This window comes from Phycisphaeraceae bacterium (genome assembly GCA_019636675.1).
Taxonomy (GTDB): domain Bacteria; phylum Planctomycetota; class Phycisphaerae; order Phycisphaerales; family UBA1924; genus JAHBXC01.
In genome coordinates, this window is sequence record JAHBXC010000001.1 from 419897 (window position 1) to 446779 (window position 26883).

Annotated in this window: 22 protein-coding genes and 2 tRNA genes; 13 read left to right on the forward strand and 11 right to left on the reverse strand. The window is 68.4% G+C overall.

Translation table 11 applies throughout. The features are described 5' to 3' along the window. Window positions 1–17 precede the first annotated feature (17 nt). The 5 genes from KF684_01760 to accC all read left to right on the forward strand — a co-directional run bounded on the left by KF684_01760 (window position 18) and on the right by accC (window position 4626). The gene (locus tag KF684_01760; GenBank protein ID MBX3351634.1) at window positions 18–989 is read left to right on the forward strand and encodes an iron ABC transporter permease; all 972 of its coding nucleotides are present in this window, start codon (window positions 18–20) and stop codon (window positions 987–989) included. After that, window positions 986–1792 (forward strand): ABC transporter ATP-binding protein, encoded by an 807-nt coding sequence (locus tag KF684_01765; protein ID MBX3351635.1) that lies wholly within the window; start codon window positions 986–988, stop codon window positions 1790–1792. The genes KF684_01760 and KF684_01765 overlap by 4 nt, the downstream gene beginning before the upstream one ends. 35 nt (window positions 1793–1827) lie before the next feature. Beyond that, complete coding sequence (locus KF684_01770; GenBank protein ID MBX3351636.1) at window positions 1828–2661, forward strand: hypothetical protein; 834 nt, start codon at window positions 1828–1830, stop codon at window positions 2659–2661. A gap of 110 nt (window positions 2662–2771) precedes the next feature. Then, window positions 2772–3236 carry an acetyl-CoA carboxylase biotin carboxyl carrier protein gene (gene accB / locus KF684_01775; GenBank protein MBX3351637.1) on the forward strand — a complete coding sequence of 155 codons (465 nt, stop codon included), beginning with the start codon at window positions 2772–2774 and terminating at the stop codon, window positions 3234–3236. A gap of 46 nt (window positions 3237–3282) precedes the next feature. Beyond that, complete coding sequence (gene accC, locus KF684_01780) at window positions 3283–4626, forward strand: acetyl-CoA carboxylase biotin carboxylase subunit (GenBank protein ID MBX3351638.1); 1344 nt, start codon at window positions 3283–3285, stop codon at window positions 4624–4626. An 83-nt stretch (window positions 4627–4709) separates the two neighbouring features. Here the strand turns inward: accC and KF684_01785 are convergent, their stop codons facing one another. Together KF684_01785 and KF684_01790 are read right to left on the reverse strand one after the other, a co-directional pair. Further along, window positions 4710–5222, reverse strand: coding sequence for a YkgJ family cysteine cluster protein (locus tag KF684_01785; GenBank protein MBX3351639.1), 513 nt, complete (start codon window positions 5220–5222; stop codon window positions 4710–4712). Then, window positions 5219–5716 carry a YkgJ family cysteine cluster protein gene (locus KF684_01790; GenBank protein MBX3351640.1) on the reverse strand — a complete coding sequence of 166 codons (498 nt, stop codon included), beginning with the start codon at window positions 5714–5716 and terminating at the stop codon, window positions 5219–5221. The genes KF684_01785 and KF684_01790 overlap by 4 nt, the downstream gene beginning before the upstream one ends. A 45-nt stretch (window positions 5717–5761) precedes the next feature. Between KF684_01790 and lpxI the strand changes: the two genes are divergently transcribed. Continuing rightward, window positions 5762–6640 carry a UDP-2,3-diacylglucosamine diphosphatase LpxI gene (lpxI, locus tag KF684_01795; GenBank protein ID MBX3351641.1) on the forward strand — a complete coding sequence of 293 codons (879 nt, stop codon included), beginning with the start codon at window positions 5762–5764 and terminating at the stop codon, window positions 6638–6640. 435 nt (window positions 6641–7075) lie between these two features. Beyond that, window positions 7076–7717: a hypothetical protein gene (locus KF684_01800; GenBank protein ID MBX3351642.1), complete on the forward strand. Its 642-nt coding sequence runs from the start codon at window positions 7076–7078 to the stop codon at window positions 7715–7717. A gap of 274 nt (window positions 7718–7991) precedes the next feature. On the opposite strand, the gene KF684_01805 is transcribed toward KF684_01800, so the two are convergent. The 5 genes from KF684_01805 to KF684_01825 all read right to left on the reverse strand — a co-directional run bounded on the left by KF684_01805 (window position 7992) and on the right by KF684_01825 (window position 12638). Further along, window positions 7992–8693 carry a hypothetical protein gene (locus KF684_01805; protein MBX3351643.1) on the reverse strand — a complete coding sequence of 234 codons (702 nt, stop codon included), beginning with the start codon at window positions 8691–8693 and terminating at the stop codon, window positions 7992–7994. 568 nt (window positions 8694–9261) lie between these two features. Further along, on the reverse strand, window positions 9262–10089 hold the full coding sequence (locus KF684_01810) for a hypothetical protein (protein MBX3351644.1): 828 nt from the start codon (window positions 10087–10089) through the stop codon (window positions 9262–9264). Between the two features lie 326 nt (window positions 10090–10415). Continuing rightward, the gene (gene obgE / locus KF684_01815; protein ID MBX3351645.1) at window positions 10416–11468 is read right to left on the reverse strand and encodes a GTPase ObgE; all 1053 of its coding nucleotides are present in this window, start codon (window positions 11466–11468) and stop codon (window positions 10416–10418) included. Between the two features lie 89 nt (window positions 11469–11557). Continuing rightward, window positions 11558–11845: a 50S ribosomal protein L27 gene (locus tag KF684_01820; protein MBX3351646.1), complete on the reverse strand. Its 288-nt coding sequence runs from the start codon at window positions 11843–11845 to the stop codon at window positions 11558–11560. Window positions 11846–11930: 85 nt separating this feature from the next. After that, window positions 11931–12638 (reverse strand): hypothetical protein, encoded by a 708-nt coding sequence (locus KF684_01825; GenBank protein ID MBX3351647.1) that lies wholly within the window; start codon window positions 12636–12638, stop codon window positions 11931–11933. A 172-nt stretch (window positions 12639–12810) separates the two neighbouring features. Between KF684_01825 and KF684_01830 the strand changes: the two genes are divergently transcribed. Then, entirely contained in the window at window positions 12811–13821 is a 1011-nt protein-coding gene (locus tag KF684_01830) for a GNAT family N-acetyltransferase (GenBank protein MBX3351648.1), read from the forward strand. Here KF684_01830 and KF684_01835 read toward each other — a convergent pair whose 3' ends face one another. From KF684_01835 to KF684_01845, 3 genes are all read right to left on the reverse strand, one after another. Then, on the reverse strand, window positions 13822–16011 hold the full coding sequence (locus KF684_01835) for a Zn-dependent oligopeptidase (GenBank protein MBX3351649.1): 2190 nt from the start codon (window positions 16009–16011) through the stop codon (window positions 13822–13824). A 94-nt stretch (window positions 16012–16105) separates the two neighbouring features. Further along, a complete protein-coding gene (gene otsB, locus KF684_01840; protein ID MBX3351650.1) occupies window positions 16106–18640 on the reverse strand; it encodes a trehalose-phosphatase in 2535 nt (844 codons plus the stop codon). After that, entirely contained in the window at window positions 18637–20061 is a 1425-nt protein-coding gene (locus KF684_01845; protein MBX3351651.1) for a trehalose-6-phosphate synthase, read from the reverse strand. The genes otsB and KF684_01845 overlap by 4 nt, the downstream gene beginning before the upstream one ends. A gap of 141 nt (window positions 20062–20202) precedes the next feature. On the opposite strand from KF684_01845, the gene KF684_01850 reads away from it, so the two are divergent. The 5 genes from KF684_01850 to KF684_01870 all read left to right on the forward strand — a co-directional run bounded on the left by KF684_01850 (window position 20203) and on the right by KF684_01870 (window position 25320). Then, window positions 20203–20276, forward strand: a tRNA-Val gene (locus KF684_01850). Window positions 20277–20336: 60 nt separating this feature from the next. Beyond that, window positions 20337–21320, forward strand: coding sequence for a zinc ABC transporter substrate-binding protein (locus KF684_01855; protein ID MBX3351652.1), 984 nt, complete (start codon window positions 20337–20339; stop codon window positions 21318–21320). 77 nt (window positions 21321–21397) lie between these two features. Continuing rightward, entirely contained in the window at window positions 21398–23359 is a 1962-nt protein-coding gene (locus KF684_01860; protein MBX3351653.1) for a hypothetical protein, read from the forward strand. Further along, window positions 23356–25101, forward strand: coding sequence for a hypothetical protein (locus tag KF684_01865; GenBank protein MBX3351654.1), 1746 nt, complete (start codon window positions 23356–23358; stop codon window positions 25099–25101). Before KF684_01860 ends, KF684_01865 begins: the two co-directional genes overlap by 4 nt. 145 nt (window positions 25102–25246) lie before the next feature. Further along, window positions 25247–25320, forward strand: a tRNA-Pro gene (locus KF684_01870). Here the strand turns inward: KF684_01870 and KF684_01875 are convergent. After that, the gene (locus KF684_01875; protein ID MBX3351655.1) at window positions 25302–26792 is read right to left on the reverse strand and encodes a recombinase family protein; all 1491 of its coding nucleotides are present in this window, start codon (window positions 26790–26792) and stop codon (window positions 25302–25304) included. The genes KF684_01870 and KF684_01875 overlap by 19 nt on opposite strands. Window positions 26793–26883: the final 91 nt, after the last annotated feature.

Sequence of the window (26883 nt, forward strand, 5' to 3'; positions counted from 1 at the left end):
GGTACGCTTGACCGCCCGTGCGTCGCAACCCATGGATCGCGGTGTCGGCATTCGCGGCGTTCGCTGCACTGGCGGTCGTGCTGCGCCTGCTCGCGTCGCCGGAGGGCCTCGAGTGGCCCCGTGACGCGATCGAGTGGCAGCTCCGCTCCGGGCGGATCGCCAGCGGGCTTGTCGTGGGCGCCGCCCTCGCGAGCGCCGGGGTGTTCCTGCAGGCGCTGCTGCGCAACCCCCTCGCCGAGCCGGCGGTGCTGGGCCTGACCGGGGGCGCCGGGCTTGGCGTCGTGCTCTGGATCTATTCCGGCTTTCTCGCGACGGGCGCGATCGTGCAGTACCAGGCGCCGATCCTCCCGGCGCTCTTCGGTTCGCTCGGCGCCCTGGGCGTCGTCGGGGCGCTCGGGCAACGCCGGGGGCTCATCGATCCCACGGCGCTCATCCTCGTCGGCGTGGTGCTCTCGCTGATCTGCGGCGCCGGGGTCATGTTCGTGCAGCACCTGCTGCCGGACCGGGGCGTCGCGCTGGCGTCGCGCTGGGTGCTCGGCGCGATCTCGGACGATGTGCCGCTGAGATGGCTCGTCGGCGTCGGCGCGATGACGCTCGCGAGCGTCGCGCTGGGCGCGTGGCTTGGCCCCTCGATGGACGCCGCGAGTCTCAGCGACGACGAAGCGCGCAGCGTGGGCGTGCGCCTCGGCGCGCTGCGCGCGGCGCTGTTCCTGATGTCCGGCGCGCTGGCGGCGGGAAGCGTCGTGCTCGCCGGGCCGATCGGGTTCGTCGGCCTCGTGTGTCCCCACCTGGTCAGACTCGTCGCCGGGCCCGGGCATCGCACGCTCGTGGTCGGCTCGGCGCTGCTCGGCGCCGCGGCGATCGTGAGCGCCGACGCCGGCGTGAAACTCATCGACCTGGGGTCCGGTCGGATGCCCATCGGCGTGCTGACGGCGCTCGTCGGGGGACCGGTCTTCATCGCGCTGCTCCGAAGGGAGCTGCGCCGATGACGCTCGCCATCGAGGCACTCACCTTCGGCTACCGGCGCGCCGAGCCGATCCTGCGCGAGGTGAGCGCGGCGTTCGAGCCCGGGCGCGTCGCGGCGATCCTCGGCCCGAACGGCGCGGGCAAGTCCACGCTGCTCCGCGCCGCGCTGGGGTTCGTAAAGCCATGGAGCGGTCGCGTGACGCTCGGCGCGCGCGACATCCGCTCGCTCCCGGGCGCAGAGCGCGTCGCGCGCCTCGCCTATGTCCCGCAACGCCCCGAGGTCGCCGGCGCGTTCACGGCGCGCCGGGTCGTGACGCTGGGCAGGCACGCCCTGCCGGCGCGCGACGATCTCGTCGAACACGCGCTCGTCTCGCTCGAACTCGACCGGTTCTCCGACCGCCCGTTCGCCACGCTGAGCGTCGGGCAGCAGCAGCGCGTCGCCCTCGCAAGGGCGCTCGCCCAGCTCGGCGCGCTTGACGACGCCGAGCCGCTCGTCGGAAAGACGCTGCTCGCCGACGAGCCGATGAGCGCGATGGACCCGCGGTTCGTCGGGATCGCCGCCTCGCACATGCGCCGGCTCGCTCGCCGGGGCGCCACGGTCGTCGTCGTTCTCCACGACGCGACCACGGCGCTGCGCCTCGCCGACGACGTTCTCGCCCTGTCCTGCGACGGGCGCGTCGCGGCGAGAGGGCCGACCGAGCGCACGCTGACGGCGGGGATGCTCGAATCGCTCTACGGCACGCGCTTCGACACGATCCGACAGGACGGGCGCGGCGCGCTCCTGCCCTCGCTGCCCGGCGCCCGCGACGACCGACCGGGCGAGTGAACCGGTTCCCCGGCCCCCCGCTACACTTGGGGCGGATGAACTGGAACAACCCCAACCTGTGGATCATCCTCGCGGTCGTCGGGCTGTCCTTCCTGCAGTGGGTGGTGCAGCGGATCCGCGAGCAGGCGGCGATCAACCGGGCGCGAGAGGCCGCCCGCCGCAAGAACGAGGAGGCGCTGCGCACCGGGCGCGCTCCCGAAGCGGCGCAGCGTGAACAGCGCGAGGCGCAGCAGACGCGCACCGCCCTCGACGACAAGCAGCGACAGGCGATCGAACGCCGCCAGGAACAGCTCCGGGAGCTGCGTCGCAAGCAGATGGAGACGCAGGCCAGAGCGAGAACCCGCGCCGGGACGGGACCGTCGAGCGCGCCGGCGCGACAGTCCCCGATTCCGCCCCCTGCCAGCCGCGTGCCGACCCCGCAGCCCTCCCGTCCTTCGCGATCACAACCAGCCCCCAGCGCCCAGCGCCCACCGAGCCCCGCCCCCCAGCGGGCGCCCGCACGCCAGCCAACCCCCGCCGCGAAGCGCACGACGCTCTCGCGCTCGGGCACCGCGATGGGCGACGACCTCGAGCGAATCTCCCGGCTCCGCCAGGAAGAGGCCCTGCGGCGTCAGCAGATGATGCGCGGCACGCCCTCCCTCGCCGCCACGCCCGATGCCGGCGACGAGGTCCTCCGCCCCGCGCTCGCGACCTTCAAGGGCCTTCGGGGCGGGCCGCTCGTAACCCCCGACGCGCACGACGCCACCACTTCCGGGGCGGCGCTCCTGGCGGGCATGGACGCCGACGACTGGCGGCGCGGCATCATCCTCTCGGAAATCCTCCGCGAGCCCGTCAGCATGCGCGACCCGCTCAGCCGCCCCAGCTTCTGACGCCCCCTGCGACGCCAGACCGGGTCGCTTATACTCGCCCCCTCACGCTCACCCTCCCACGCACCCCAGCGCCGGCACGCCCGGCGCACTCCACATAGACCACGCGCACGATGATCAACCTCGACACACTCAAGGAACTCGTCCGCCTCATGGTCGACAACGACCTCTCCGAGGTGGAACTCCACGACGAGCAGGAATCCGTCTCGCTCAAGCGCGGCGGCGGCCAGGTCGTCTACTCCGCGGCGCCGGTCGCCCACCACGCGCCGGCGAACCACGCCGCGCCCGCAGGCGGCGCGCCCGCCCCTGCGCCTGCCAGCGCCGACCCCGACGCCGGCCTCGTCGCTATCTCGTCGCCCATGGTCGGCACCTACTACTCCGCCGCCTCGCCCGACAGCCCCCCCTTCGCCAAGCCCGGCATGCAGATCACCGGCGACAGCGTCGTCTGCATCATCGAGGCCATGAAGGTCTTCAACGAGATCAAGGCGGAAGTCTCCGGCACCATCGAGAAGATCCTCGTCAAGAACGGCGAGCCCGTCGAGTTCGGGCAGAAGCTGTTCCTCGTGCGTCCCTCCTGATCGCCGCACACCAACGCACGAGACCCGACCAGTGCCCAAGACACCGCTGTTCTCGCGCATCCTGATCGCCAACCGCGGCGAGATCGCGCTGCGCGTCATCCGCGCCTGCCACGAACTCGGCATCGAGGCGGTCTGCGTCTACAGCCAGGCCGACGCCGACGCGCCCTACCTCCGACTCGCCGACCGCGCTATCTGCATCGGCGAAGGCCCGGCGAACAAGTCCTACCTCAACATCCCGCGCATCATCTCCGCCGCAGAGATCGCCGATGTCGACGCGATCCACCCCGGCTACGGCTTCCTCTCCGAGAACGCGCACTTCGCGTCCGTCTGCCGCGACTGCAAGATCGAGTTCATCGGCCCCTCGCCCGAAGCGATGGCCAAACTCGGAGACAAGGTCTCCTGCCGCGCCACCGCGAAGGAAGCCAAAGTCCCGATCTTCCCCGGCTCCGAGTCCGCGATCGAAGACATCGAAGAAGCCGTCAAACTCGCCGACAAGATCGGCTACCCCGTCATCGTCAAGGCCGCGGCCGGCGGCGGCGGGCGCGGCATGCGCGTCGTCCACAACGAAGCCGCGCTGCGCACCGGCGTCAAGTCCGCCTCCACCGAGGCCGAAGCCGCCTTCGGAAACGGCTCGGTCTACATCGAGAAGTTCCTCGAATCCGCCCGGCACATCGAGGTCCAGGTCCTCGGCGACAAGCACGGCAACGCGATCCACCTCTACGAACGCGACTGCTCCACCCAGCGTCGACACCAGAAACTCATCGAAGAGGCGCCCGCGCCCCATGTCGACCAGCGCCGGCGCGAGGATGTCTGCAAGTCCGCCGCCCGTCTCATCAAGCGCGCGAATTACTCCGGCGCCGCGACCGTCGAGTTCCTGATGGACGAGCGCCAGAACTTCTACATGCTCGAGGTGAACACGCGCCTCCAGGTCGAGCACCCGGTGACCGAAGCGATCACCGGCGTGGACCTCGTGAAGGCGCAGATCCGCGTCGCCGCCGGCGAGCCCCTGTGGTTCAAGCAGAAGGATGTGAAGATCAACGGCCACGCGATCGAGTGCCGCATCAACGCCGAGGACCCCTCGAAGAACTTCTCGCCCTCGCCCGGCACGATCACCCGCTTCGACACCCCCGGGGGCCCGGGCGTGCGCCTCGATTCGCACTGCATCACCGGGTATCGCGTGCCCCCGAACTACGACTCGATGATCGGCAAACTGATCGTCCACGCCGACACGCGCGAGGAAGCCATCGCCCGCGCCGAACGCGCCCTGCGCGAGATGACGGTCGAGCCCATCAAGACGACCATCCCCCTCCACCGCGAACTCATGCGCAACAGCGCCTTCCGCGCCGGCGGGATGGACATCCACTACCTCGAGCGGTTGCTGAAGAAGTAAGCGGGCTTGCTCTCTTCTTGCCCCTTTCCTTCTGCCCCCTCTCCTCTCGAGCGCAGCGAGATGGGAGAGGGCCGGGGTGAGGGCTACCCAACCTCTTGGCTTGGCTCCACTTCCTCTGCCTCCATCACCACCCCCATCATCCCCCGCCACTCCCCGTACCGGTACTCCAGCCCGTGCCGGTCGTGCAGCGCGCGGATCTTCCAGAGCATCCGCTCCGTCAGGTCCTTTTGCCACTCCTGCGCCGTCTCGTCGCAGTAATAGGTCCGGCACCCCAGCGGCTTGATCGTGTGCACCTTGCACAGGTTCTCGACCTGAAACGGGCAACCCCCCGCCGCTCTCGCGTCATCCAGCGCCTCGCGCGTCAGCGCCGAGGGCAGACGCGCCAGCGTGTACGCCGCCTCGAAGCCCGTCACATACAGCCGGTGCCCGTACTCCTCGAAGCGGCAGCATCGCCCGCTCGCGACGCACACCGGCTTCTGCGCCGCCGTCTCGCGCCGCACCTCGTCATAGATCGTCTCGAGTTCCGCGCACAGGAACTCATTCCGCGCCGCGTCGAGCCACCCGCGCGCCGCCGCGATCTCTTCCGGAGGGATCACCGGTACGGCCCGTCGATATCCAGCCCCGCGTCCGCCGCTTGTCGGTCGCGTTCGACGCGGATGTGCTCGATCGGCACGAAGTTCCCCCGCCCGATCCCCTCGCACCCGCGCGCCAGCCGTTTCCAGTTCGCCTCGCTCCGCAGGTTCTCAGGCCACCACGGAAACGTGCGGCACTGCAAGGGCCTCGCCTGATACACCTTGCAGATCGCAAGACCCTGCTCGTCGAAATCGAGAAACACGCAGTCGTAGCCGCGATGCGTCTTGTTCTCTTTCAGCGAGCGCCCGCCGCCCTCGCGCTTGGTGTAGTCCTTCAGGAACCGCTCGTGCGAGATCCCCAGCACCTTGGCGATGGCCTTGCCCTCGTCCTCGGTGAAGGCGACATATCCGGGCCCGCCCGTGCAGCAGTTGCCGCACTGGGTGCACTCGAAGCGCAGGCCCTTCGCGTACCACTCCGGCTTGGTCTGGCCCGTCTGCCCGGGCGTCTGATCGCTCATCGGGAGGACTCTAGGAGTCGAGAATCGCCGTACACTGCCGACCCGATGACGGCCTCCCGCCCCGCCCCCGCCCCCGGAATGCCCGCGAAGCCCGTGCTCGGCCTCATCGCCGGGCAGGGGCGACTCCCCGTGATCGTCGCAGAGGGCATGCGCGCCCGCGGCTACCGCGTCGCGTGCGTCGGGCTCACCAGCCAGTACCTGCCCGAACTGCCCGCGCTCTGCGACGAGTTCCGCGCCGTCTCCCCCTTCCGCCTCAACGCGTGGGCTCGAACGCTGCGCCGCAGCGGCGCCCGCGAGGCGGTCATGGTCGGGCGCGTCGACAAGGCCGCCATGATGCATGTCCGCTTCCGCTGGATCCGCTTCATGCCCGACGCGACCACGCTGCTCGTGTGGTATCGTCGCCTGCGCCACGACCGGCGCTCCCCGGCGATCCTCGGCGCGATCGCCGACACGCTGCACGAACGAGGGGTCTCGCTCATCGACTCGACCGCGCACATCCCCGAGCACATGGCCACGCCCGGCGTCATGACCAAACGACAGCCCTCCACCGGCGAGTCCGAGGACATCCGCTTCGGCTGGCCCATCCTGCAGGAACTCCTGCGCCTGCACATCGGCCAGTGCATCGCCGTCAGCGAGAAGGATGTCGTCGCCGTCGAAGCCGTCGAGGGCACCGACCGGATGATCGAGCGCGCCGGCCTCCTCTGCCGTCGCGGCGGATGGACGATGCTCAAGAGTTGCTCCCCCGACCACGACCGGCGCGCCGATGTTCCCACCGTGGGCGTCGAAACAATCCGCAATGTCCACGCCGCCGGGGGGACCTGCCTGGCTCTGGGCGTCGGGGATGTCATCCTGATCGACAAGCCGCGCGTGCTGGCCCTGGCCGACGAACTGGGCGTCGCGGTGGTGGGCGTCCCGCGCCCCTGATGCGAACGGATGACGAACGACGCCGCCGCGTCATTCATCTCGCGGACTTTTACGATGTCCCTCTTGAAACCCGCGTCGACCCGCCGATCAATCATGCGTCGACGGACGGCCGCCGCATGCCGACGCCGTAGCGCGCCGGTGACCCGAGGTGTTCTCAGGTCGGGCGACTTGCCCGTCGACCGGGAGGCGTTGCGAGAGCAGCGTCTTTCAATGTCCACCAAGCCCGTCAGCGCTGGTCCTTCCAAGCCCGGTCAGCCCGCCAAGCCCTCGACCCCGGCGCCCTCCAAGCCCGGCAAGCCGAGCAAGTAAGCGATCGAGAGAGGACCACGCCGCACAAAGGCGGCGAATGATCTGATCTGACCAATCGCCGCGAGGCCTCCCCTCGCGGCGGTTTGCTTTTTGCACTCTCGCGCACTTTCCACCATCATCGTCCCGTTGACCGACCACGCGCCCCAGCCCGACCAGCGACCGCCCCCTTCCTGGGCCAGCCGCGGCGCGCTCAAACTCGACCACGCGCTCGCCGAGTTCGGCATCGTCGTTGAGGGAAAGACCTGCGCCGACTTCGGCTGCTCGACGGGCGGATTCGTCGACGCGCTCCTCCGACGCGGCGCCGCCCGCGTCTTCGCGGTCGACACCGCCTACGGCCAACTCGACTACCGCCTGCGCGTCGACAAGCGCGTCACCGTCATGGAGCGCACCAACGCGCTCTACGCGATGCTCCCCGAGGGCAGCCAGGGAACACCCATCGACCTGATCTCGATTGATCTTGGCTGGACGCCGCAGAAACAGGCGATCCCCGCCGCCCTGCGCTGGCTGCGCCACGACTCGCCCGACGCGCGCATCCTCTCGCTCATCAAGCCCCAGTACGAACTGAACCACGACGAGAAGACCACGCTCCTCAAAGACGGCGTGCTCGACGAGGACGACGCGAAACGCATCGTGGACCGCGTCGTCGCCGACCTCCCCTCGCTGGGCGTCCGCGTCGTCGGCCTCACCAAGTCCCCCATCCTCGGCGGCGAAACCCGCGGCAAGAAGAAGGGCAACGCGGAGTGGATCGTGGCGCTGGCGAGGGTGTGAGTGTTCCGTACTCCTGAATGCTCCCTCTCCTGTTCGGCGCAGCCGAATGGGAGAGGGTTGGGGTGAGGGCTACCCCGCCTTCGGGCTTCGCTCTTCCCCCTCTGCCTTTCTCTTCTCACATCAGGTTCTACCGCTGCGGCGCCCGTGCGATCATCGAATCACTCCAGCACATCCACCGAGATCAGCAATGCACAACTGGACGCCATATCCACAATGCTACAGGCGAAGCTAGTCTCGGCGGCACAGCCCGTCCACGGCCTGTTCACGAAGTTCCCTACTTTGTATCGAATCCTTCTCGTGAACCTGAAACCCTCTCCATCTCCGCCAGAGTCGCCATGACTCTGGAGAACACCTCGCCGTGAAGATTGGCTTTGAGAGCAGCGATGTATCGACGCCTCCATGCGTCCGATGGTTCATCGATATACGCTTGCGCCAACGCCTCTTCCGGCTGATTCTGCAGAAAGTGCCTGGCTTCCCACCGATGCTGCATGTCGTTCGACTCGGCTTTGAGCACCGTCCGATGCAGAGGGCTGACAAAGATCTCGCCTTGGTATCCGCGAAAGACGATCGCGCAAATCGCGCCGCCGAATGACAGAACGATTGCATACATCAAGACACGAACAGCCGGCCGGCGGCAACTCAGACTCCAGACACCAAAGCCAGCCACGGCCAGCAGTGATAAGGATACTTGCATTGCCACTATGAGAACCGTCGATGGGAAGGCCCAGATCTTGATGGCCATCGCGAGGGGAGGAATCGCGAGAAGCGGCGCGCGGAATGCCCATCTCGCAGCAGATGGCGCGGAGTCTTCGTGCGCACTCCCGATTCCCGCAACGACTCCGCCCAGGGCGCCCGCCGCACACGCCGCGGCGATCACAAAGATCACCACCGCGATGTCGATCGGCGGGATCCAAAGAAGCCCCGCGATCAGGTTTGTCACGAACAAGAGCAGAAACGCAGCGCCGAATCGCAACATGCGAAGTGTCTCAATCGCCGCAGAAGCAGCTATGGCCGAAGCAGCGGCCGACACGCAATGCTAGCCCTGCAGGACATGCCCCTCCTTCGGCGGGCGCCCCATCAGGTTCAACGGGTCGTCCGATCGAGCAGAGATCTACCAGCCGAGCCCATGGTCCTCGCAGGCCGAACGGCCGTTGGCCCCCACCCGAACACGCACCGCCGGGCAATCTCCGGCGCCTTTGGGCATTCCTGATCCCGGCTCCCCATCTACCACGCCTCGACCCTGCGATCATTCCGCACGGTCAAGCATTCGCTTGGCCGTGCCACCCATTGAGGAAGGTGGACACATCGCACAGGCAAACTGGGCTTGCCAGTGCCACCCTTTCCCGCCCCCTCTCCTGTTCGGCGCAGCCGAATGGGAGAGGGTTGGGGTGAGGGCTACCCCGCCTTCGGGCTTCGCTCCGACCCCTCTGCTTTTTTCTTCTCGCATCCGGCTCTACCGCGGCGACGCCGCGCCCCTCGCCGAATCGCTCTCGCACATCCATCGCATCGCCGCCGAGATCAGCACGGACTTCATGGCGGACCACTCATCGCGCTTGGGACAACCGAGAGCCGCCAACCGTCGCAGAGAACAAGACAGCAACATCAGTGCTCCCGGGGTCTGTGTCATCGAGATCCCCGAAGCGGGGCCATACTGACACACCCGCGGGATGGTTCGTCGACGAAGGTTTATAGTTCGCCCGAATCTGCTGTACGGCCGAAAGCGCCGCCTGACGGTCAACGCCCGGTGGCAATAACTCGGGTTTCGAGGCAATGCGGGCCTCTACAGCGTCCAAGATTATCTCGATGGATAGCCGATATGTCAGGTCAACGCTCATGGCAAAGGCGGATAGTGACCCACCACAGCCTGACTGTTGTACGAAGATGATGGGCCTTTGAGTCTCGCGATCCCCATGAAGAGATGCGGCGGCGAGGATGGCGCTAGCGACCAAGGCGGCGTCTTCTCGCATCACGACAATTCTTGGATCTTCCGCGACGATAAATCTGAGTCGCGCCTCCAGGTCGCCTCTAGCTCGATAAACCTTGAGCAGCTCGTGAGCGAACGGGTCGAACGCCTTTGGGTCGAAGCCCTCAGCGAGTATGCGCTCGAGAGCATCGATTTCCGGCTGAACGAGCGTTTGAGCGAGTTCCCATGTCAAACATTTCATTTCTGCACGCGCCATGGCGATCGCGGCAAGATCATCCTCGCTGGGCTTGTGGACAGAAGAGATGGCGTTCATCTGCTGATGGACCCATCCTTGAGCAGCCGACTTGACGGGATCCTCTGGTTCTCCCAAAGCCCCGGTCGAGAGACCTTGCCCGAAAGATATCAATGCCGAGAAGATCACGAGGAAGCGACGCGTGGAATGATTCATCGGCACTCAGTGTCTCCGTACAGAGAAGCCAGGAAGCCCGCGAGCAGTCGTGAATCGCCGAAATCGTGCGATGGTGAAGACCGCAGGGGTCGTCCGATCGGGCGCGGATCCGCCAGCCGAGCCCAGTGTACTCGTACGCCGCCCGGTCGTAAATCCACCGCCGCGCACGCACCAGTCGGTACCGCGCGGCTGGCGGGTACCCGTGCTTGATGGCAGAGAAGGCAGAGATTAGGAAGGGAAGCCCGGAGTTTGGGTAGCCCTCCCCCCAACCCTCTCCCATCTCGCTGCGCTCGACAGGAGAGGGGGAAGTCAGGAGAGAAAGCCCCTCACTCCTTCGGCGCATTCACGAACGCCGGCTTGCGCATCAGTCGCTCCGTGCCCGCGATCTTCCAGCACTGCTCCATCAGGTCGCGCACGCCCATGCCCGTCGCGCCCGAGATGCCGAAGACCAGCGTGTCCACGCCCAGCCGCAGCGACGCGCGCATGCCCTTGATCGCCTCCTCGCGAGACTCCTCATCCGGCAGCAGGTCGAGTTTGTTCAGCGCGATGATCTCCGGCTTCTCCGCGAGGATCGGCGAGTACGCCTCCAGCTCGGCGCGGATCGCGCGGTAGTTGTCTTCGGGCGTCGTCTCGTCGCTGGGCATCACATCCAGCACATGCACGAGCACGCGCGTGCGCTCGATGTGCTTGAGGAAGTCGTGCCCCAGCCCGGCGCCCTCCGACGCGCCCTCGATCAAACCGGGAATATCCGCGATCACCAGGCGCCGATCGGCGTCGAGTTCCGCGATGCCCAACTGCGGCGACAGCGTCGTGAACGGGTAGTCCGCCACCTTCGCGCGCGCACGCGTGCTCGCCGTCAGGAAGGTGCTCTTGCCCGCGTTGGGCTTGCCCACCAGCCCGATGTCGGCGATGAGTTTCAGTTCCAGCCGGCAATCGAAGCCCTCCCCCGGTTCGCCCGGCGTGAACTCGCGCGGCGTCTGGTGGGTCGAGGTCGCGAAGTTGATGTTGCCCTTGCCCCCCTGCCCGCCCTTGGCGATCACGACTCGGTCGCCCGGCTTGAGGTCGGCGATCAGCTCGCCCGTCTCATGGTTGTAGATCATGGTGCCGGGGGGCAGGCGCAGGACGGATTCCTCTCCGTCGGCGCCGGTCTGCTGCTTGCCGCGCCCCATCTCGCCGTTGCGTCCCTTCCAGTGGTGCTTGCCGCGGAAGTCGAGGAGGGTGTGGACATTCTCGTCGCCGATGGCGATGACATCGCCGCCCTTGCCGCCGTCACCGCCGTCGGGCCCGCCCTTGGGGATGTACTTCTCGCGCCGGAAGGAGACGCATCCGTCGCCCCCGTTGCCTGCCTGGATGTGGATGACCGCGTTGTCGGCGAGCATGTCTGGTGTGGCTCAGCGTGAGAGTGGCGTGCGCACGAAAACGCCCACGACCGTCGGGGCGTGGGCGGTCTGAAACGGACGAGGGGGTATCAGGCGGTGGCGGCGGTCTTGAGGTAGAAGGGCTTGGGGATCGTCGTGTCGAACGGGTCGATGTGGACCTTGCCGTTCTGGAAGATCACCGAGCCGGCGCAGAGGGCGAACAGGGTGTCGTCCTTGGCGCGCTTGACCATGAAGCCGGCCTTGATGGGCGTGCCGCGCTGCCGGATGATGATCGATCCGGCCTTCGCGACCTGACCGCCGTAGAGCTTGACGCCGAGATACTGGGGGTTGGAGTCGCGACCGTTCTTGGTCGAGCCCTGTCCCTTTTTATGTGCCATGTCTGGAGACTCCCCAGCGGGAGGGTGCGGTCATTGAAACAACAGCCCCGCCGCGGTGCGGCGAGGGCCGAACAGTAGACCCCCCTCAGCGCATAATCCAGCGCTGGGCGGTCCTGGCGATGGGCTGGTTGCCCATCCGGGTCAGCTCGCCCGGGGTCTCGTGGACGAGCATGAGGGTCTTGCGCAGGAGGACCTCGTTGGGGTTTCGCAGGGGGTCGACCTCGCCGTTCTCGTCGGGCTCTTCCTGGGCGGCGGGCTCGACGAAGGGCTTGGTCACCCGGCGGGTCTCGCCGCTGAACCCGGCGGCGTAGACGGTCACCCGGTCCACCGAGAGGTTGGGGGCCGGCCAGATCGCGACGCTTTCGAGCGCGAACTCCTGGCCCTGCTGGAGGGTGCCGATCGCCTTGACGGGCTCGACCAGGAAGGGGTTGCTGAGCCGGTCCATGATGGAGCGGACGACCTCGGTGGGCACCTCGCGCCCGGCCCGGAGCAGGTCGCCCTCGTCGGTCGAGAGTTCGAGGATCGGGGCGAAGTACAGGTCCTGCCCGGTGTTGTTCACGACCTTGTAGGGCATGTAGAAGAAGGCGCGCATGCCCTGGCCCTGCACCTCGACCATCGCGACGCGCAGGGGGCCTGGGGTCAGGTCGAGCTGCCAGCGCAGCGGGACCGGGCTGGGCTCGGGCGCCGCGACCGACGACGCGGGCGTCGCCACGAGGATCGCCGTCGACGCGGCGACGCAGAGGGCAAGGGCCCGGATCGGACGGACAAGGCGGTGCTTCACGCTGGACTTCACAGGGGGCGACTCCCTTTCGAGTGGGCGGCTAGTCTATTGAACGAGCCGGACCCGTCAACGGCGCATCGGGCAAGACCCGTCACGGTACGCCAGAACGCGGTTCGCTGGAGCCCCCCGGTTCGGAATCCCCGCGCGACCGGTTCCAGCCCGCAGCGCCCGGAGTGACGCGTTCGTGACGACGGCCCAGCCCAACCCGCCCGACAAGCTCCGGCCCCTCCTCTCGGTCGACGCCGACGCGCAGGCGCTCGAAGCGGTCCGGATCGGGCAGGACCTGCTGCTCGACGCCGCCGGGGCGCTCGTCGCCGAGGTCGAGCCGGACCGACGCCTCGGGGGCAGGCGGTTCCTCGACGCCGCTCGCGAGCACGGGCTCGACCTGTCGAACCTGTGGGGCGTGCTGGACGCCCATGGCTCCGTGCGGCACGCGGCGCTCGCGACGCCCGGCTCGGGCAGGACGCACATGTGCTTCACCTCGCATGTCAGGACCTCCGAGGAGGCCCACGGTCTCGCTGTCGCGCTCGACGCGGCGTGCGGCGCGATCGCGACGCGCGGGCTTGCGCAGGCACTGCTCGACTCGGACGACATCCCCCAGGCGATCGCGTTCGAGCGCGCCGGGTTCCGGCGTCTCGCGACGCTCGGGTATCTCAGGCGTCGCGCGCCGCGCTCGCGCCGCACCGCGCCGCCTACGAGCAAACGGTCGCGAGACTTTCTCCCCGAGGGGGTCACGCTCGAGCAGTGGCGCCCGGGACTCGATCAGGACTTCATCGCCGCCCTCGAACGCAGTTACGCCGACACGCTCGACTGCCCGGAGCTCTGCGGCCTGCGCGACACATCCGATGTGCTGGAGAGCCACAAGGCAGCCGGGGAGTTTCACCCGTCGCTGTGGTGGCTGGTGCGCGACCGGGGAGAGCCGTCGGGCGCGATGCTTTTCTCGCCGAGCCCGCAGCACACGCATATCGAGCTGGTGTATCTGGGCATCGCGCCCTCGCTCCGGGGGCGCGGGCTCGCGAAGGACCTGCTCGACGAGGGGCTCCGGGCGCTGGAGCGCCGCCCCGAGCGCGTGATCACCTGCGCCGTCGACCAACGGAACGAGCCCGCCAAGCGGCTGTACCGCGCGGCGGGCTTCGAGCAGTTTTCGGAGCGTGTGGCCTACATCAGGCCCGTTGGTCGCGCGGTCGGCGGGTGATCACTTGCCCGGCGTGATGCCGAGACTCTCATAGAACGCCTGGTTCGATCGCTCACGACCGAGGAACGCGCGGATCGATTCCTCGGCGTCGCGCGAGCCGCCCACGGCGTAGATCTCGTTGCGGAGCGCCATGCCCACCCGCTTGTCCATCAGGCCGTCGGGCGCGCCGAAGAACCGCGTCGCCATGTCGGCGGCGATCGCGTCGGCCCACGCGTAGCCGTAGTACCCGGCGTCGTAGCCGGACAGGTGGCCCCAGTAGGCGGCGAAGTGCGTGCCCTCGGGGACGGGCAGGAAGACATCCGACATCGCGCCGTTGACGACGCGCTGCGCGTCGGGGGTGCCCGAGCCGGTGTGCAGGCGCAGGTCGCCGATCGCGAAGGCGAGCTGGCGCCGGTAGAACGTCCCGATGGTCGCGAGCTTGGCCGCCTCCATGCGCTCGAGGAGTTCGGCCGGGATCTTCTTCGACGGATCGCGGTAATCCGCGGCGAAGGAGTTGAGCACGTCCATGTCCCACACCCAGTTCTCGAGCATCTGGGATGGCGCCTCGACGAAGTCGCGCGGGACGCTGGTGCCCGAGAACGCGACGTACTTGGCGCGCGTGAGGATCGTGTGCAGCGCGTGGCCGAACTCGTGGAAGAGCGTCTCGACCTCCTGGTGGCTCAGGAGCGAGGGGCGATCCCCCGACGGAGGGTTGAAGTTGCAGACGAGCGCGACGGCGGGGCGCTGGTAGGTCCCGTCGGCGAGCAGCTTGCCGTCGATGATGCCGAACTGCGCGAAGTGGTTGTACTTGCCCTCGCGCGGGAACAGGTCGAGGTAGAACAGCCCGAGCGGCTCGCTGGTGCGCGCGTCGGAGACCGCGTAGAGCGTCACGCCCTCGGCCATCGGCTGGGGGTTCTCGATCTGCTCGATGCGCAGGTCGAAGATCGACTCGAAGACGTTGAACATCCCGGCGAGCGAGCGGTCGAGCGGGAAATAGGCCCGCAGGGCCTCGGCGTCGACCTGGTACTTCGCTTTCTTGAGCTGGTTCTCGTAGTAGCGCCAGTCCCAGATCTGGATGGTCGCGCTGGAGTCGCCGGTGTCGTTGATCTTCATCGCGCGCATCTGCGCGATCTCGTCGATGAACTTCGGATCAAGGCCGCGCTTCGCGTCCTCGCAGAACGCGAGCGCCCTCGCGCCGGTCCTGGCCATCCGGGGCTCGATCTGGAAGTCCGCCCAGCTGGAGTAACCGAGTATGCCGGCGATCTCCTGGCGCAGGCGCACCATCTCGTTCAGGATCGGCGTGTTCTCCTCCTGCGCGACGGAGAATCTCGCGATTTTCATCTTGCGACGGGTCTCCTCACGCGTCGCGTTGTTCATCACCGCGAGGAAGTTCGTGATGACGGTCGGGCGAAGCGTGTAGGAGTCGCCCTGGCGCGCGAAGCCGGCGAGCATCTGCTCCGGGACGCCCTCGAGCTCGGCCTTCGTGAACGCGATGCTGACATCGGCGTTGGTGATGTTGGTGTCGAACTCGGTGCTCACTCGCGCGAGCTGCTTGCGCAGGTCCTCGACGCGAGCGCGCGTCGCCGGGTCCAGGTGCAGGCCGGCGCGCCGGAAGTCGCGCATCGTGTCCTGGTAGAGCTTGAGGTCTTCGCCGCGCAGACGCGTGCCGCGCCCCGCCTCGTAGCGATCGCTGAACGCCTTGATCACGCCGAAGACCTCTTCGCGGTACTGCAGCCCGACGAACCACTCCTGCAGGCGGGCGACCTGCTCGGTGGCGGCGGCGCGCACCGCCGGGTCGAGACTCGACTCCTTGATGAGGTACAGCCGGCTCGTGACATTCGTCACGGGGTACACGATGTCGTCGAGGCGCGCCACCGTGGTCTGGAAGGTCGTCCGGTCGGGGTCCTGCGCGACGAACTGCGCGATGGCGGACTCGGCCGCGTTGATCGACGAGTCGACGGCGGCGACGACATCGCCCGGCGTGGTCTCGAACCGGGGGATCTCGATCCGCACGCGCCGGGCGCGCGCCGCCTGCTCGAAATCGGCGATGGTCTTCGCCGGGTGAGCGAGCTGCACCTCGCGCAGCGCGGCGGGCTGCGCCGGGGCGGCCTGGGGCTGGGGACGGTCAGCGGTCTGGGACTCGCGCGTCGAACCGGCGCAGCCGACGAGCAGCGATGCCGCGATGATCCATGAAACGGCGCTGGTGCGCATGCGAGGGGCTCCTGAGAGTCGAGCGCGCAGCGTGGGCGCGCAGGGATGGTCCTGTACCCCCACTGTATCGGACCGAGCACGGTTCCCTGTGGAGTCAGTCCGCCCGATCGATCGCGATCGCGGCCTCGATGAGCCCCAGATGCGAGAACGCCTGGGGGTGATTCCCCAGCGCCCGGCGCGTCTTGGGGCCGTATTGCTCGGGCAGGAGCCCGGTAGGCCCGGCAAGCGCGATCATCTCGCGGAAAAGGCCCTCCGCTTCGGCGCGGCGACCAACCAGCAGGTACGCGCGGATCAGCCACGAGGTGCACAGGTGGAACGCGCCCTCGGGGCCGGGCAGCCCGTCGTCGTAGCGATAGCGGTACACCGCCGGTCCGAGGCGGAGTCGCTTCTCGATCACCTCGACCGTGCGCCGGAAACGCTCGTCGTCGGGCTTGACGAGCCCGCAGATCGCGAGCGGGAGCACCGCGGCGTCTGGCTCGTGCAGGTCGTACGCCGCGCCGTAGGCGCCGAGCTCCTCGCTCCAGGCGCGATCGAGCAGGTCTTTCGCGATGGTGTCGCGCAGGGCGATCCAGTCGTCGCGCGTCCGGCCCAGGAACCGCTGCGCGAGCAGCACGGCGCGGTCGGCGGCGACCCAGCACTCAAGCTTGGAGTGGGTGTGATGCCTGCGCGGGCCGCGGACCTCCCAGATGCCGTGGTCGGGCTCGCGCCAGCGCCGCTGGACGGCGGAGACCATCGCCTCGACGAGGCGCCAGTGCTCGCCGCTGATCGGGGCGCCGCGCTCGTGGAGCAGCCAGATCAGGTCGACGATCGGGCCGAACACGTCGAGCTGCACCTGGCGCGACGCGGCGTTGCCCACGCGCACCGGGCGCGACCCGCGATAGCCGGAGAGCTCCTGGATCGTGGCCTCGGCGCCCAGCTCCCCGCCGCTGACCGTGTAGAGCGGGTGGAGGCGCTCGGGTGAATCGGTGCGATCGACGACGTCGAGCACCCAGTCGAGAAAGCGCATCGCCTCGCCGGTGCTGCCGAGCTTGACGAGGGCGGCGGCGGCCATCGCGCCGTCGCGCAGCCAGCAGTAGCGGTAGTCCCAGTTGCGCACGCCGCCGATGTGTTCGGGCAGACTCGTGGTCGCGGCCGCGAGAATCGCGCCGGTGGGCGCGTAGCAGAGGGATTTGAGCGTGAGCGCCGATCGCCGGACGAGCTCGGGCTCGATCTCGGGGAGTGTGAGCCGCGACGCCCACGACGCCCACGCGCGCCGGCTCTGCTCTCGGCGCTCGGGCTCGGGGTGGGCGCTGGCGCCGCCGCCCGCGCCGTATCGCAGCTCGAGGACGAGCGGGCGGTCGGGCGAAACTTCGACGAGCGCGCGCGCCGTGTCGTGCGGTCCTTCGCGCGTGATCGTCCACGCGACGCCCGGCGCGCGCAGCGAGATTGGGTCGTGGGTGTCTTCGACCGCGAGCCCGTCGTTGATCTCCTCGAGCGTCGTGCCGACGCGCCCGAAGTCCAGCCGCGGCGCGAAGGTGATCTCGACCGCGCCCTCGCCCTCGACCACGCGCACGAGATCGACGCGCCCGGCGCGCTGCGATGAGCGGCCCGATGAGACGTCGAGATAGTCGACGACGCGCAGGTCGCGCCAGCGCGTCTCGAGCACGAGCGAATCGCCTACGTACCGTTGTTCGAGCGGCTTCGCGTCGGGGTGGGCCGGCCTGATCGTGAAGTGCCCGGCCGACTCGCCCCCGAGAAGGTGCGCGAACATCGCCGGGGAATCGACCCGCGGCGCGCACAGCCACGAGACGCGACCGTCGGGGGTCACGAGCGCCCCGGTGCGCTGATCGGAGAGGTACGAGTGCTGCTCGATGGGCGTCGCGTCGCATCCGCGGACCCATTCCTCGCGCAGCTCAGCGAGCTCGGCGAGCATCCGCGCGACCTCCTGCGTGTCGTCCACACGCAGCGACGCGCGCGTCTCGCCCTCCCCCACCTTGATCGCCAGGTCCGGGCCGGACAGCACGCCGAACGCGTCCTCGTCGGTCACGTCGTCGCCCACGAAGATCGCGACGGCGGCGCCGACTCGATGCCGGATGCGCTCCAGCGCGTCGGCCTTGCTCACGGGCGTGACGCACAGCTCGATCACCATCTTGCCGCGCTTGACCGTGACGCCCTCGAACGCCATCGGCCCCTCTTCGACCGCTCGCAGCGCGCGGGGCGCGTCGATCTCCGACGCGTTGCGGTAATGGAACGCGACGCTCGCCGGCTTCTCCTCGACCGTGCAGCCCGGGTGCGCCGCGGCGAGCGCGCCCAGCGACTCGATCAGCCGGTCGCGAAGACGCTGCTGCTCGGCGCTGAGGCGCGACGCGAAATCGGGGTCGAACTCGCTCCCGTGGCTGCCGACCAGGTGCACCGACTCTGGAAGGCCAGTCATCTCGGCGAGCTGGCGCAGCGAACGCCCGGAAATCACCGCGACGTGGGTCTGCGGCATCTGGGCGAGCGCCTGGAGCGCAACGATCGACTCACGCTGCGGCCTCGCGTCGAGCGGGTTGGCGACGATCGGGGAGATCGTGCCGTCGTAGTCGCTCGCGACGAGGAGGATCGGCGCGCGGGACGCCTGGACGATTCGTTCACGGAGTTCTGGAGTCACTGCTGATGGAGATTCTCGAGGAAGGTCGCGGCCCAGTGGAACACATCGTTTCGCTTGACGACCCGGCGCATGGCGATCATCCGGCGCTTCTGCTCTTCTTCGGGCAGCGAGAGGGCCGCGTTGAGCGTCGAGGAGAGCCCGTCGATGTCGTGGGGGTTCACGAGCAGCGCCTGCGTGAGTTCTCGGGCCGCGCCGGTGAATTCGCTCAGGATCATCACGCCGGTGTTGTCGCGCCGGCAGGTGACCCACTCCTTCGCGACCAGGTTCATCCCGTCGCGCAGGGGCGTCACCATCATGACATCCGCCGCGAGGTAGAACGCGATCAGCTCGTCGAAGGGCAGGTTGCGGTAGAGGTAATGCACCGCGGCCATGCCGGCCTCGCCGTGCTCGCCGTTGATGTGGCCCACGAGCTGCTCGACGCGCGAGCGCAGGTCGGCGTACTCCCCCACCTGCTCGCGGCTGGGCACCGCGACCTGCACGAAGACGCAGTCGTTCGCGGTCCGCAGCTTCTGGCGCAGCAGGTCGTCGAAGGCGCGCAGGCGGATGTCGATGCCCTTGGTGTAATCGAGCCGGTCGACGCCCAGGATGACCTTGCGCCAGTCGCCCAGCATCTGTCGCAGCTGCGCGGCGCGCTGGATCACCTGCGGGTCGGACGCGCGCGTCTCGAACTCACCGACATCGATGGAGATCGGGAACGGCCCGACGCGCACCTCGCGCCCCTTGTACGCCAGCGTCGTCGTTGTGCCGTCCACTTCCCCGTAGCGCTTGCAGGTGCGGATGAAGTTCTGCACCCCGTTCTTCGTATGGAAGCCGACGAGGTCGGCGCCGAGCAGGCCCTCGAGCAGCTGCTGGCGCCACGGGAGCTGGGCGAACAGCTCGACCGGCGGGAAGGGGATGTGCAGGAAGAACCCGATCCGGGCGTCCGGGCGCAGCTCGCGAAGCATCCCCGGGACGAGCTGGAGCTGGTAGTCGTGGATCCACACCGTCCCGTCGGGGCCGAGCGCCTTGGCCGCGGCTTCCGCGAAGCGCCGGTTGACCTCGACGTATCGCCACCACCACGAGCGATGGAATTCCGGGCGGCGCACCGCGTCGTGGTAGAGGGGCCAGAGCGTGCTGTTCGAGAAGCCCTCGTAAAAGGTCGCGATCTCGTCGGCCGAGATGGGCACGGCGCGGATGTGGATGCCGTCGTGCGTGAAGGGCGCCGGGGCTTCGTCGGGCTGGCCGGCCCAGCCGACCCAGGTCCCGCCGCGCTCGCGCAGGATCGGGGCGAGCGCCGTGACAAGCCCGCCGGGGCTCGTCGCCCACGCTTCGCCTGCGCCTTTCTTCACCTTCCGAACCGGGAGGCGGTTGGCGACCACGATGAACTCTGCTCTGCGAGCCACGCCGAACGGTCCTTCCTGCTGGCGCACCTGTGAAACAATCCGCGATCGGGCGCCAACCTACCACGCCCGGCCGACTTCTGCGCCGGCGCCGCTCCCTCGCCCTCGCGCCGGACTGGAAGGCCCGCCCCGACCGGCTATTCTTGGTCTCCCCCCTCGCGGCGAGCGACAGCCCGCCCCGATGGGCGCATAGCTCAGTTGGCTAGAGCGCTGCTGTCACATAGCAGAGGTCACAGGTTCGAGTCCTGTTGCGCCCACTTCCCTGGTGTGAACCCCCGACCCCGGTTGGGGGTTTTTCGTTCTCGCTTGGACGCCCAATGCCCACCCTCACGACCATCGCCGCACGCCTCGTCGCCCTCGGCGCGATCGCGCTGCTCGCGTGCTTGCCCGCCGGGTGCGCCGAGGAGCGTGCCGACGCCCACACCAACGAACTGCGTCTGGCAACGACGATCCCCCCCCTCGCGTGGATCGCGCACGGGCTCGCCCCCGAGGGCGCAACCGTCTCCACCCTGCTCCCCCCAGGCGCCAGCGAGCACGGCTACGAACCGCCCCCCTCTCGCGTCGGCGCGTTCGCCTCGGCCGATGTCGTCCTCATGGTCGGGATGGGCCTCGAGCCCGCCGCCGATCGCATCCTTCGCAACAACCCGCGGGGCGGACGCGCCGTCGTCGTGTTCGCCAACGCCAGCGGCGTCGCCGCCCAGGCCGCCGCGGCCCACGCGCACTCCCACGACGACCACGACCACGCGTCCCACGACGACCCCTGCGCCACCGACGCGCACCTCTGGCTCGACCCGCCCCTGATGCGCGACATGGTCAACGAGACGCACGACGCCCTCGCTCGCGTGATGCGCCGGCGCGCCGCGGACGACGACGCGCTCGCAGCCCTCGCGGCCCGTCGCGACGACCTGCTCGCGCGCGTCGACGCCCTCCACGCCGAGTTCGCCCAACGCCTGGCCCCCTTCGAGGGCGCCGCGATCGTCGCGACGCACGACGCCTACCGGCGATTCGCCGCCCGGTACAACCTGATCAACGCCGGCTCGCTCCACGCCCACGAGGGCGCCGAGCCCTCTCCCGGGGCGATCCGGCAGGCCGCCGACGCCCTGCGCGCCGCGCCCCTCGCGCTGGTGTTCGTCGAGCCCCAGACCGCGCGGACCGGCGCAGATCGCCTGGCCGCGCAGACCGGCGCCTCCGTCGTCGAGTTCGACCCACTCGGTTCGGGGGACTGGGACGCCACCATGCGCACGAATCTGGATAACCTCGTCCGCGCACTCGAGGCGGCACGCGAACGCCCCTCCCGGTAACCTGCCCGCATCCCTCCGTCCCTTCGACGGTTGAGAGCACACCGGCAACCCTCCCCGCCGGAAAGCAGGAAGCCCCCATGCCATCACATCCCCGTGCGTTCCTTCTCGTCGCGGCGTGCGCGTCGGTCGTCGCCCTCGCCGGCTCCACGATGTCGCTCGCGCAATCACCAGCTGCGCCGACCGACATCGCCCAGCCGCTGCGCTCGCTCTCGGCCGCACCGCGCGTGCAACTCACCACGCTCGGCAAGAGCGGCCAGGGACGCGACATCCCCATGCTCGTCCTCGGCGCAGTCGAGAAACGCGACAAGAACCCCGCCGTCCTCCTCGTCGCCGGCATCCACGGCGACCACTGGGTCGGCTCCGATGTCGCCCTCGGCGTCGCGCGCCAACTCGCCGACAAGCACGGGGACCTCCTCGAACACACCACCGTCTACATCGTCCCGCGACTCAACATCGACGCCGCCCATGCGCACAGCCAGCGCAACGCGCCGCGCATGTCGCGACCGCGCACGCTCACGCCCGTCGACGCCGACCGCGACCGACGCACCGGCGAAGACCCGCCCGAAGACCTCAACAACGACGGCGTCGTCTCCATGATGCGCGTCAAGAACCCCCCGCCCCACCTGCGCGCCACCCACATCATCGACCCCGACAACCCCTCCCTCATGCGCGAGCCCGACGCCGCCAAGGGCGAACGCGCCGACCACGCGCTCCTCCTCGAGGGCATCGACAACGACGGCGACGGCCGGTTCAACGAAGACGGCGTCGGCGGCGCAGGAGGCGGCGGCGTCGACCTCGACATGAACTTCCCCCACCTCTGGCCCGAGTACGCCGACGGCGCCGGCGCCTACCAACTCTCCGAGCCCGAAGCCCTCGCCCTCGCCACCTTCGTCCTCGAACGCGACCGCATCGAAGCCGTCGTCGTCTTCGGCCCCCACGACACGCTCGTCACGCTCCCCGTCTCCGGGCGCATGGACCGCACCAACCGCGCGCCCCTGGGCATCGAGGACGCCGACAAGACCCACTTCGAGAAACTCAGCGACGCCTTCAAGAAGATCACCGGCATGACCGCCGCCGGCGCCGCCAAAGACAACAAGGGCGCGTTCCACTCCTGGGCCTACGCGCAGGCCGGGACATGGGCCGTCAGCACGCCGGTCTGGGTCCGACCCGACCTCGTCAAGCGCGACGCCGAGAAGAAAGACGACGCACAGGGGGATGCTCCCCCACCAGCGGCACGCGACGCGCAGCCCGCCGCCCCCGAAGGCCCCTCCGACGCCGAACTCCGCGCCCTCGTCGCCGAGTACACGAGCGCCACCGAGGAGCGCCAGGCCGAGATGATGCGCCAGTACGCCACCATGCCCCCCAGCGTGCAGGCACGCCTCATGGCCATGGCGCAGGGACAGGAACCGCCGCCGCAGGCAAGACCCGCGCAGCCGGCGCGAGCCGGACGCCCCGCAGGCGCAGCCGCGCCCGCCTCTGCGCGTAAAGACTCCGACGACGCCAAGTGGCACGCGCTCGCCAAAGAGCGCGCCGAGGGCTTCCTCGACTGGCAGCCCTTCGACCACCCCCAACTCGGCCGCGTCGAGATCGGCGGCTTCGTCCCCGGCTTCAAACTCAACCCGCCCCCCTCCGAGCACGCCCGTCTCATCGACGAGCAAACGCAGTTCCTCGCCACGGTGATCGACCGCATCCCCCGCGTCGTCTTCGATGAGCCCGTCGTCGAGCGCGTCGGCAACGGCGTCTACCGAGTCACCGTCGTCGTGCGCAACGAGGGGCAACTCCCAACCGCCAGCGCGATCGCCGTCAAGTCGCGCGCCAAACGCCCCATCGTCCTCCGCCCCGAGGGCGACATGAAGAATGTCCTCGCTGGAGATCGCGTCCAGCGCGCCGCAACCATCGCCCCGGGCGCACACCATCGCTTCGAGTGGCTCGTCGCGGGCGACGCCAACTCCACCCTCACCATCACCGCACGCGGCCCCCAGTTCGACGATCGCACCATCCGCGCCACCCTGCGCGACACCAAGGAGGCCGGACGATGAACCGCCTCGCCACCACGCTCACGCTCTCCCTCGCCGCTCTTTCTTCCCCCGCGCTCGCGCAGCCCCACGTGCCCGGCAAGGTCGAGATCGCCTTCAACCGCTACTACACCTACGCCCAGATCGAGCAGCAATTCCGCGACATCGCCGCCGCCTACCCAGACCTCGTCGAACTCCGCACCATCGGCAAGAGTCTCGAAGGGCGCGACCTCATCGTCGCCATCGTCAACCCGAAGAAGGGCCCCAAGCACACCGAAAAGCCCGCCATGTACATCGACGGCAATGTCCACGGCAACGAGATCCAGTCCGCCGAGGTCGTCGTCTACACACTCTGGTACCTCACCAAGCACTACGGCGTCACCCCCGAGATCACACGCATCATGGACGAGAAGGCCTTCTACCTTCTCCCCGCCCAGAACCCCGACGGGCGCGAACGCTGGTTCGAGCACCCCCAGACCTCCTCCTCCTCGCGCTCCAACACACGCCCCGTCGACAGCGACAACGACGGGCTCATCGACGAGGACGAGCCCAACGACCTCGACGGCGACGGCTCCATCACCATGATGTGGAAGCGCGACCCCAACGGCGACTGGCGACGCTCCCTCGACGACCCGCGCATCTTCACACGCGTCCAGCCCGGACAGAAGGGCGACTGGACGCTCCTCGGACAGGAAGGCATCGACACCGACGGCGACGGACGCACCAACGAAGACGGCGTGGGCGGCGACGACATGAACCGCAACTGGCCCTCCGACTGGCAGCCCACGCACATCCAGGGCGGCGCAGGCCCCTACCCCTTCAGCGCGCCCGAGACCCGCGCCATCGGCATGTTCATCCTCCAGCACCCCAACATCGCCGGTGGTCAGTCCTACCACAACATGGGCGGCATGTTCCTCCGGGGACCCGGCGCCGCCTACGCCGGAGACCTCTACCCGCCCTCCGACATCCGCGCCTACGACGAGATCGGCAAACTCGGCGAGCAGATCGTCCCCTACTACCGCTACCTCATCATCCACAAAGACCTCTACACCGTCCACGGCGGGTTCGTGAACTGGCTCGCCGAAGGCCTCGGCATCCTCTCCTTCACCAACGAGATGTGGACGCCCTCCAAGATGTTCCAGAAGGACTCCTCCCGCCCCAGCGAAGAGCAGACCTGGATCTGGCGCGACCGCCTCCAGTTCGGACAGGAGTTCAAGGACTACACCGAGGTCGACCACCCCCAGCACGGCAAGGTCCTCGTGGGCGGGCCCAACAAGTGGTCCAGCCGCGTCACCCCCACCTTCCTGCTCGAGGAAGAGTGCCACCGCAACTTCGCCTTCACCACCATGCACGCCGACCAGATGCCCGTCCTCTCCTGGGGACGCACGAAGGTCGAACGACTCGGCGCGCAACTCTGGGCGGTGACCACCGAGGTGCGCAACGAACGCGCCATCCCCACACGCCTGGCCGTCGCGGCACGCAACAACATCGGACAGCCCGACAAACTGGAAGCCACGGGGAATAACGGCGTGAGCGTCGTCGCCGCCACCACCCTCAGCAACTGGCGCGCGACCAGCGCCGACGAGGTCCGCTTCGAGCCCTCACGCGTCCTCTTCAACGAGGGCGTCCCGGCCCGCGGCGGCCGCATCGTCCGCTTCCTCGTCAACGCCCCCGAAGGCGCCCCCCTCACCCTCCGCTTCACCGCCGAGAAGGCCCTGGACATCGAACAAACCATCACCCTCCGCGCCACCCCCGACGAGGACTGACCCCCGGAACCACCCCCGCCCCCGAGCCCCCGGGGGCGGCCCCCGCCCTCAAAGCACCGTTTCCACCCCCACCCGACCCTTTCCCCACCCCCGCCTTGTCCCGGAGCCCCCCCCGGGGGTAGGATCGCCCGCTTGAACACACCATCGGGGTGTAGCGCAGCTTGGTAGCGCGTCTCGTTCGGGACGAGAAGGTCGTAGGTTCAAATCCTATCACCCCGACTTTTCGAGAGATCAAGCCCTTCGACGAGCACGTCGAAGGGCTTTCTCGTTACAGGGCAAAGAGTTGTGCCATCAAGGGTGCAGTTCAAACAGACGATTTCGAGGATTCGCCGCTTGGTGGCGTAATCAGCAGAAATCCACGTGTTTTGCAGTGTTTGCGAGAGTTCAAACACCTTGGCCGCGAGTTCGGCCGTTTCGTCGTGCGAACGGTCCAGAACGTCGAGTTGGAGCTTGATGGACGACAGCCGGTCCCGAAGCTCTGTGTGCTTGCGAGCGAAGGTTTCCTGATCCACGTCATCGCCAAGCCGAAGGTTCAGGAGCCTGTCCTGCTGGGCTACCAAGAGCGAGGATTGCCGCAGGAGTTCCTCCCGCTGGGCCCGGGCGTCTGACTGGGCGTCCCGCGTCTGGGACGCGAGGACCGCCCGGAACCAGTCCTGAATCTCCGGATCATCGATCCGCATCCGGCCGAAGAGTTCGAGAACCTGCCGATCGAGTTCCGCTTCCGTGACACGGACACGGGGGTGCCCGGGCGCGGTGTATCCGCTGCACCGGTAGTAGACGTAGTGCCGATCGCCGGACTTGGTCCCTTTCGTTTTCCTCTCGCCCGTCACCGCCCTACCGCAGTGGGCACAGGCGATGGCGTCGCCGGCGTAGGTCATCTGGTGGGCGTGGTAGACCTTGTCGCCCAAGAGAGCCTGCACACGGTCCCACGTTGCACGGTCAACAAGCGGCTTCTGCTTGCCGGGGTACCACTGCCCCTTGAACGGGATCTCGCCGATGTACGACCGATCCGTCAGCATCGCGTGGAGCTTGCTCCGCGTGAACCGGTGAGAGTCACCTCGATAGCTCACGCCTTCTGCGTGCAGACGATCCCGCAGCGCATCGAGCGTGAGCGGCTCGTAGGCGTAGAGGTGAAAGACCCGACGGACGACTTCCCCAGCCGCGGCATCAACTTCGGTGACACAGCGTCCGTCCTTCCGGACGTTGCGATATCCATAGGGCGCCTTCCCCACGAACCAGCCTTCTTGCACTCGACGAGCGAGGCCCTCCCGGACATCGACGGACTGCTGCTCGGTGTAGAAGCTCGCCATGTTGGCGAGCGTCCGCCGCATCATGCGCCCCGCGGGATTGTTCTCAGTCGGCTGAGACACCGACACGAAGGCAAGACCATGCTCGCTTTCCAGTCTTTCGAGTTCGACGTAGTCGAAGAGATTGCGGGCTGCCCGATCGACCTTGTAGAACAGGAGTGCGTCGAGTTCCGTCGCGTTCTTCTTCGCATATGCGATGAGCTCGCGGTACGTCTTCCGCTCATCACTCTTGCTCGCCGTCTCGGCGATGCGAAAGAGCCGGACGATTTCGCCGCCCGCCGCGACGGCGTACCGCTTGAGCGCATCCTCTTGGACCGCGAGCGAAAAGCCTTCTCTTTCCTGCTCGCGGCTGCTGACCCGTGCGAGCGCCACAAAGCGTTTCATCGTCATCCCTCCAGAACCAGGGCGTCGATCAACCGACCCGCGTTCTGGATGATTGTAACGGCGTCATCGACGGTGAGTGGCTTTGAGTAAT

What these genes read in the sequence shown, in the direction of transcription:
- KF684_01765 (MBX3351635.1), top strand. Translation starts at nt 986, where the DNA reads ATGACGCTCGCCATCGAGGCACTCACCTTCGGCTACCGGCGCGCCGAG.
- KF684_01770 (MBX3351636.1), top strand. Translation starts at nt 1,828, where the DNA reads ATGAACTGGAACAACCCCAACCTGTGGATCATCCTCGCGGTCGTCGGG.
- accB (MBX3351637.1), top strand. Translation starts at nt 2,772, where the DNA reads ATGATCAACCTCGACACACTCAAGGAACTCGTCCGCCTCATGGTCGAC.
- KF684_01790 (MBX3351640.1), bottom strand. Translation starts at nt 5,716, where the DNA reads ATGAGCGATCAGACGCCCGGGCAGACGGGCCAGACCAAGCCGGAGTGG.
- lpxI (MBX3351641.1), top strand. Translation starts at nt 5,762, where the DNA reads ATGACGGCCTCCCGCCCCGCCCCCGCCCCCGGAATGCCCGCGAAGCCC.
- KF684_01805 (MBX3351643.1), bottom strand. Translation starts at nt 8,693, where the DNA reads ATGTTGCGATTCGGCGCTGCGTTTCTGCTCTTGTTCGTGACAAACCTG.
- KF684_01810 (MBX3351644.1), bottom strand. Translation starts at nt 10,089, where the DNA reads ATGAATCATTCCACGCGTCGCTTCCTCGTGATCTTCTCGGCATTGATA.
- obgE (MBX3351645.1), bottom strand. Translation starts at nt 11,468, where the DNA reads ATGCTCGCCGACAACGCGGTCATCCACATCCAGGCAGGCAACGGGGGC.
- KF684_01820 (MBX3351646.1), bottom strand. Translation starts at nt 11,845, where the DNA reads ATGGCACATAAAAAGGGACAGGGCTCGACCAAGAACGGTCGCGACTCC.
- KF684_01835 (MBX3351649.1), bottom strand. Translation starts at nt 16,011, where the DNA reads ATGCGCACCAGCGCCGTTTCATGGATCATCGCGGCATCGCTGCTCGTC.
- KF684_01855 (MBX3351652.1), top strand. Translation starts at nt 20,337, where the DNA reads ATGCCCACCCTCACGACCATCGCCGCACGCCTCGTCGCCCTCGGCGCG.
- KF684_01860 (MBX3351653.1), top strand. Translation starts at nt 21,398, where the DNA reads ATGCCATCACATCCCCGTGCGTTCCTTCTCGTCGCGGCGTGCGCGTCG.
- KF684_01865 (MBX3351654.1), top strand. Translation starts at nt 23,356, where the DNA reads ATGAACCGCCTCGCCACCACGCTCACGCTCTCCCTCGCCGCTCTTTCT.
- KF684_01875 (MBX3351655.1), bottom strand. Translation starts at nt 26,792, where the DNA reads ATGAAACGCTTTGTGGCGCTCGCACGGGTCAGCAGCCGCGAGCAGGAA.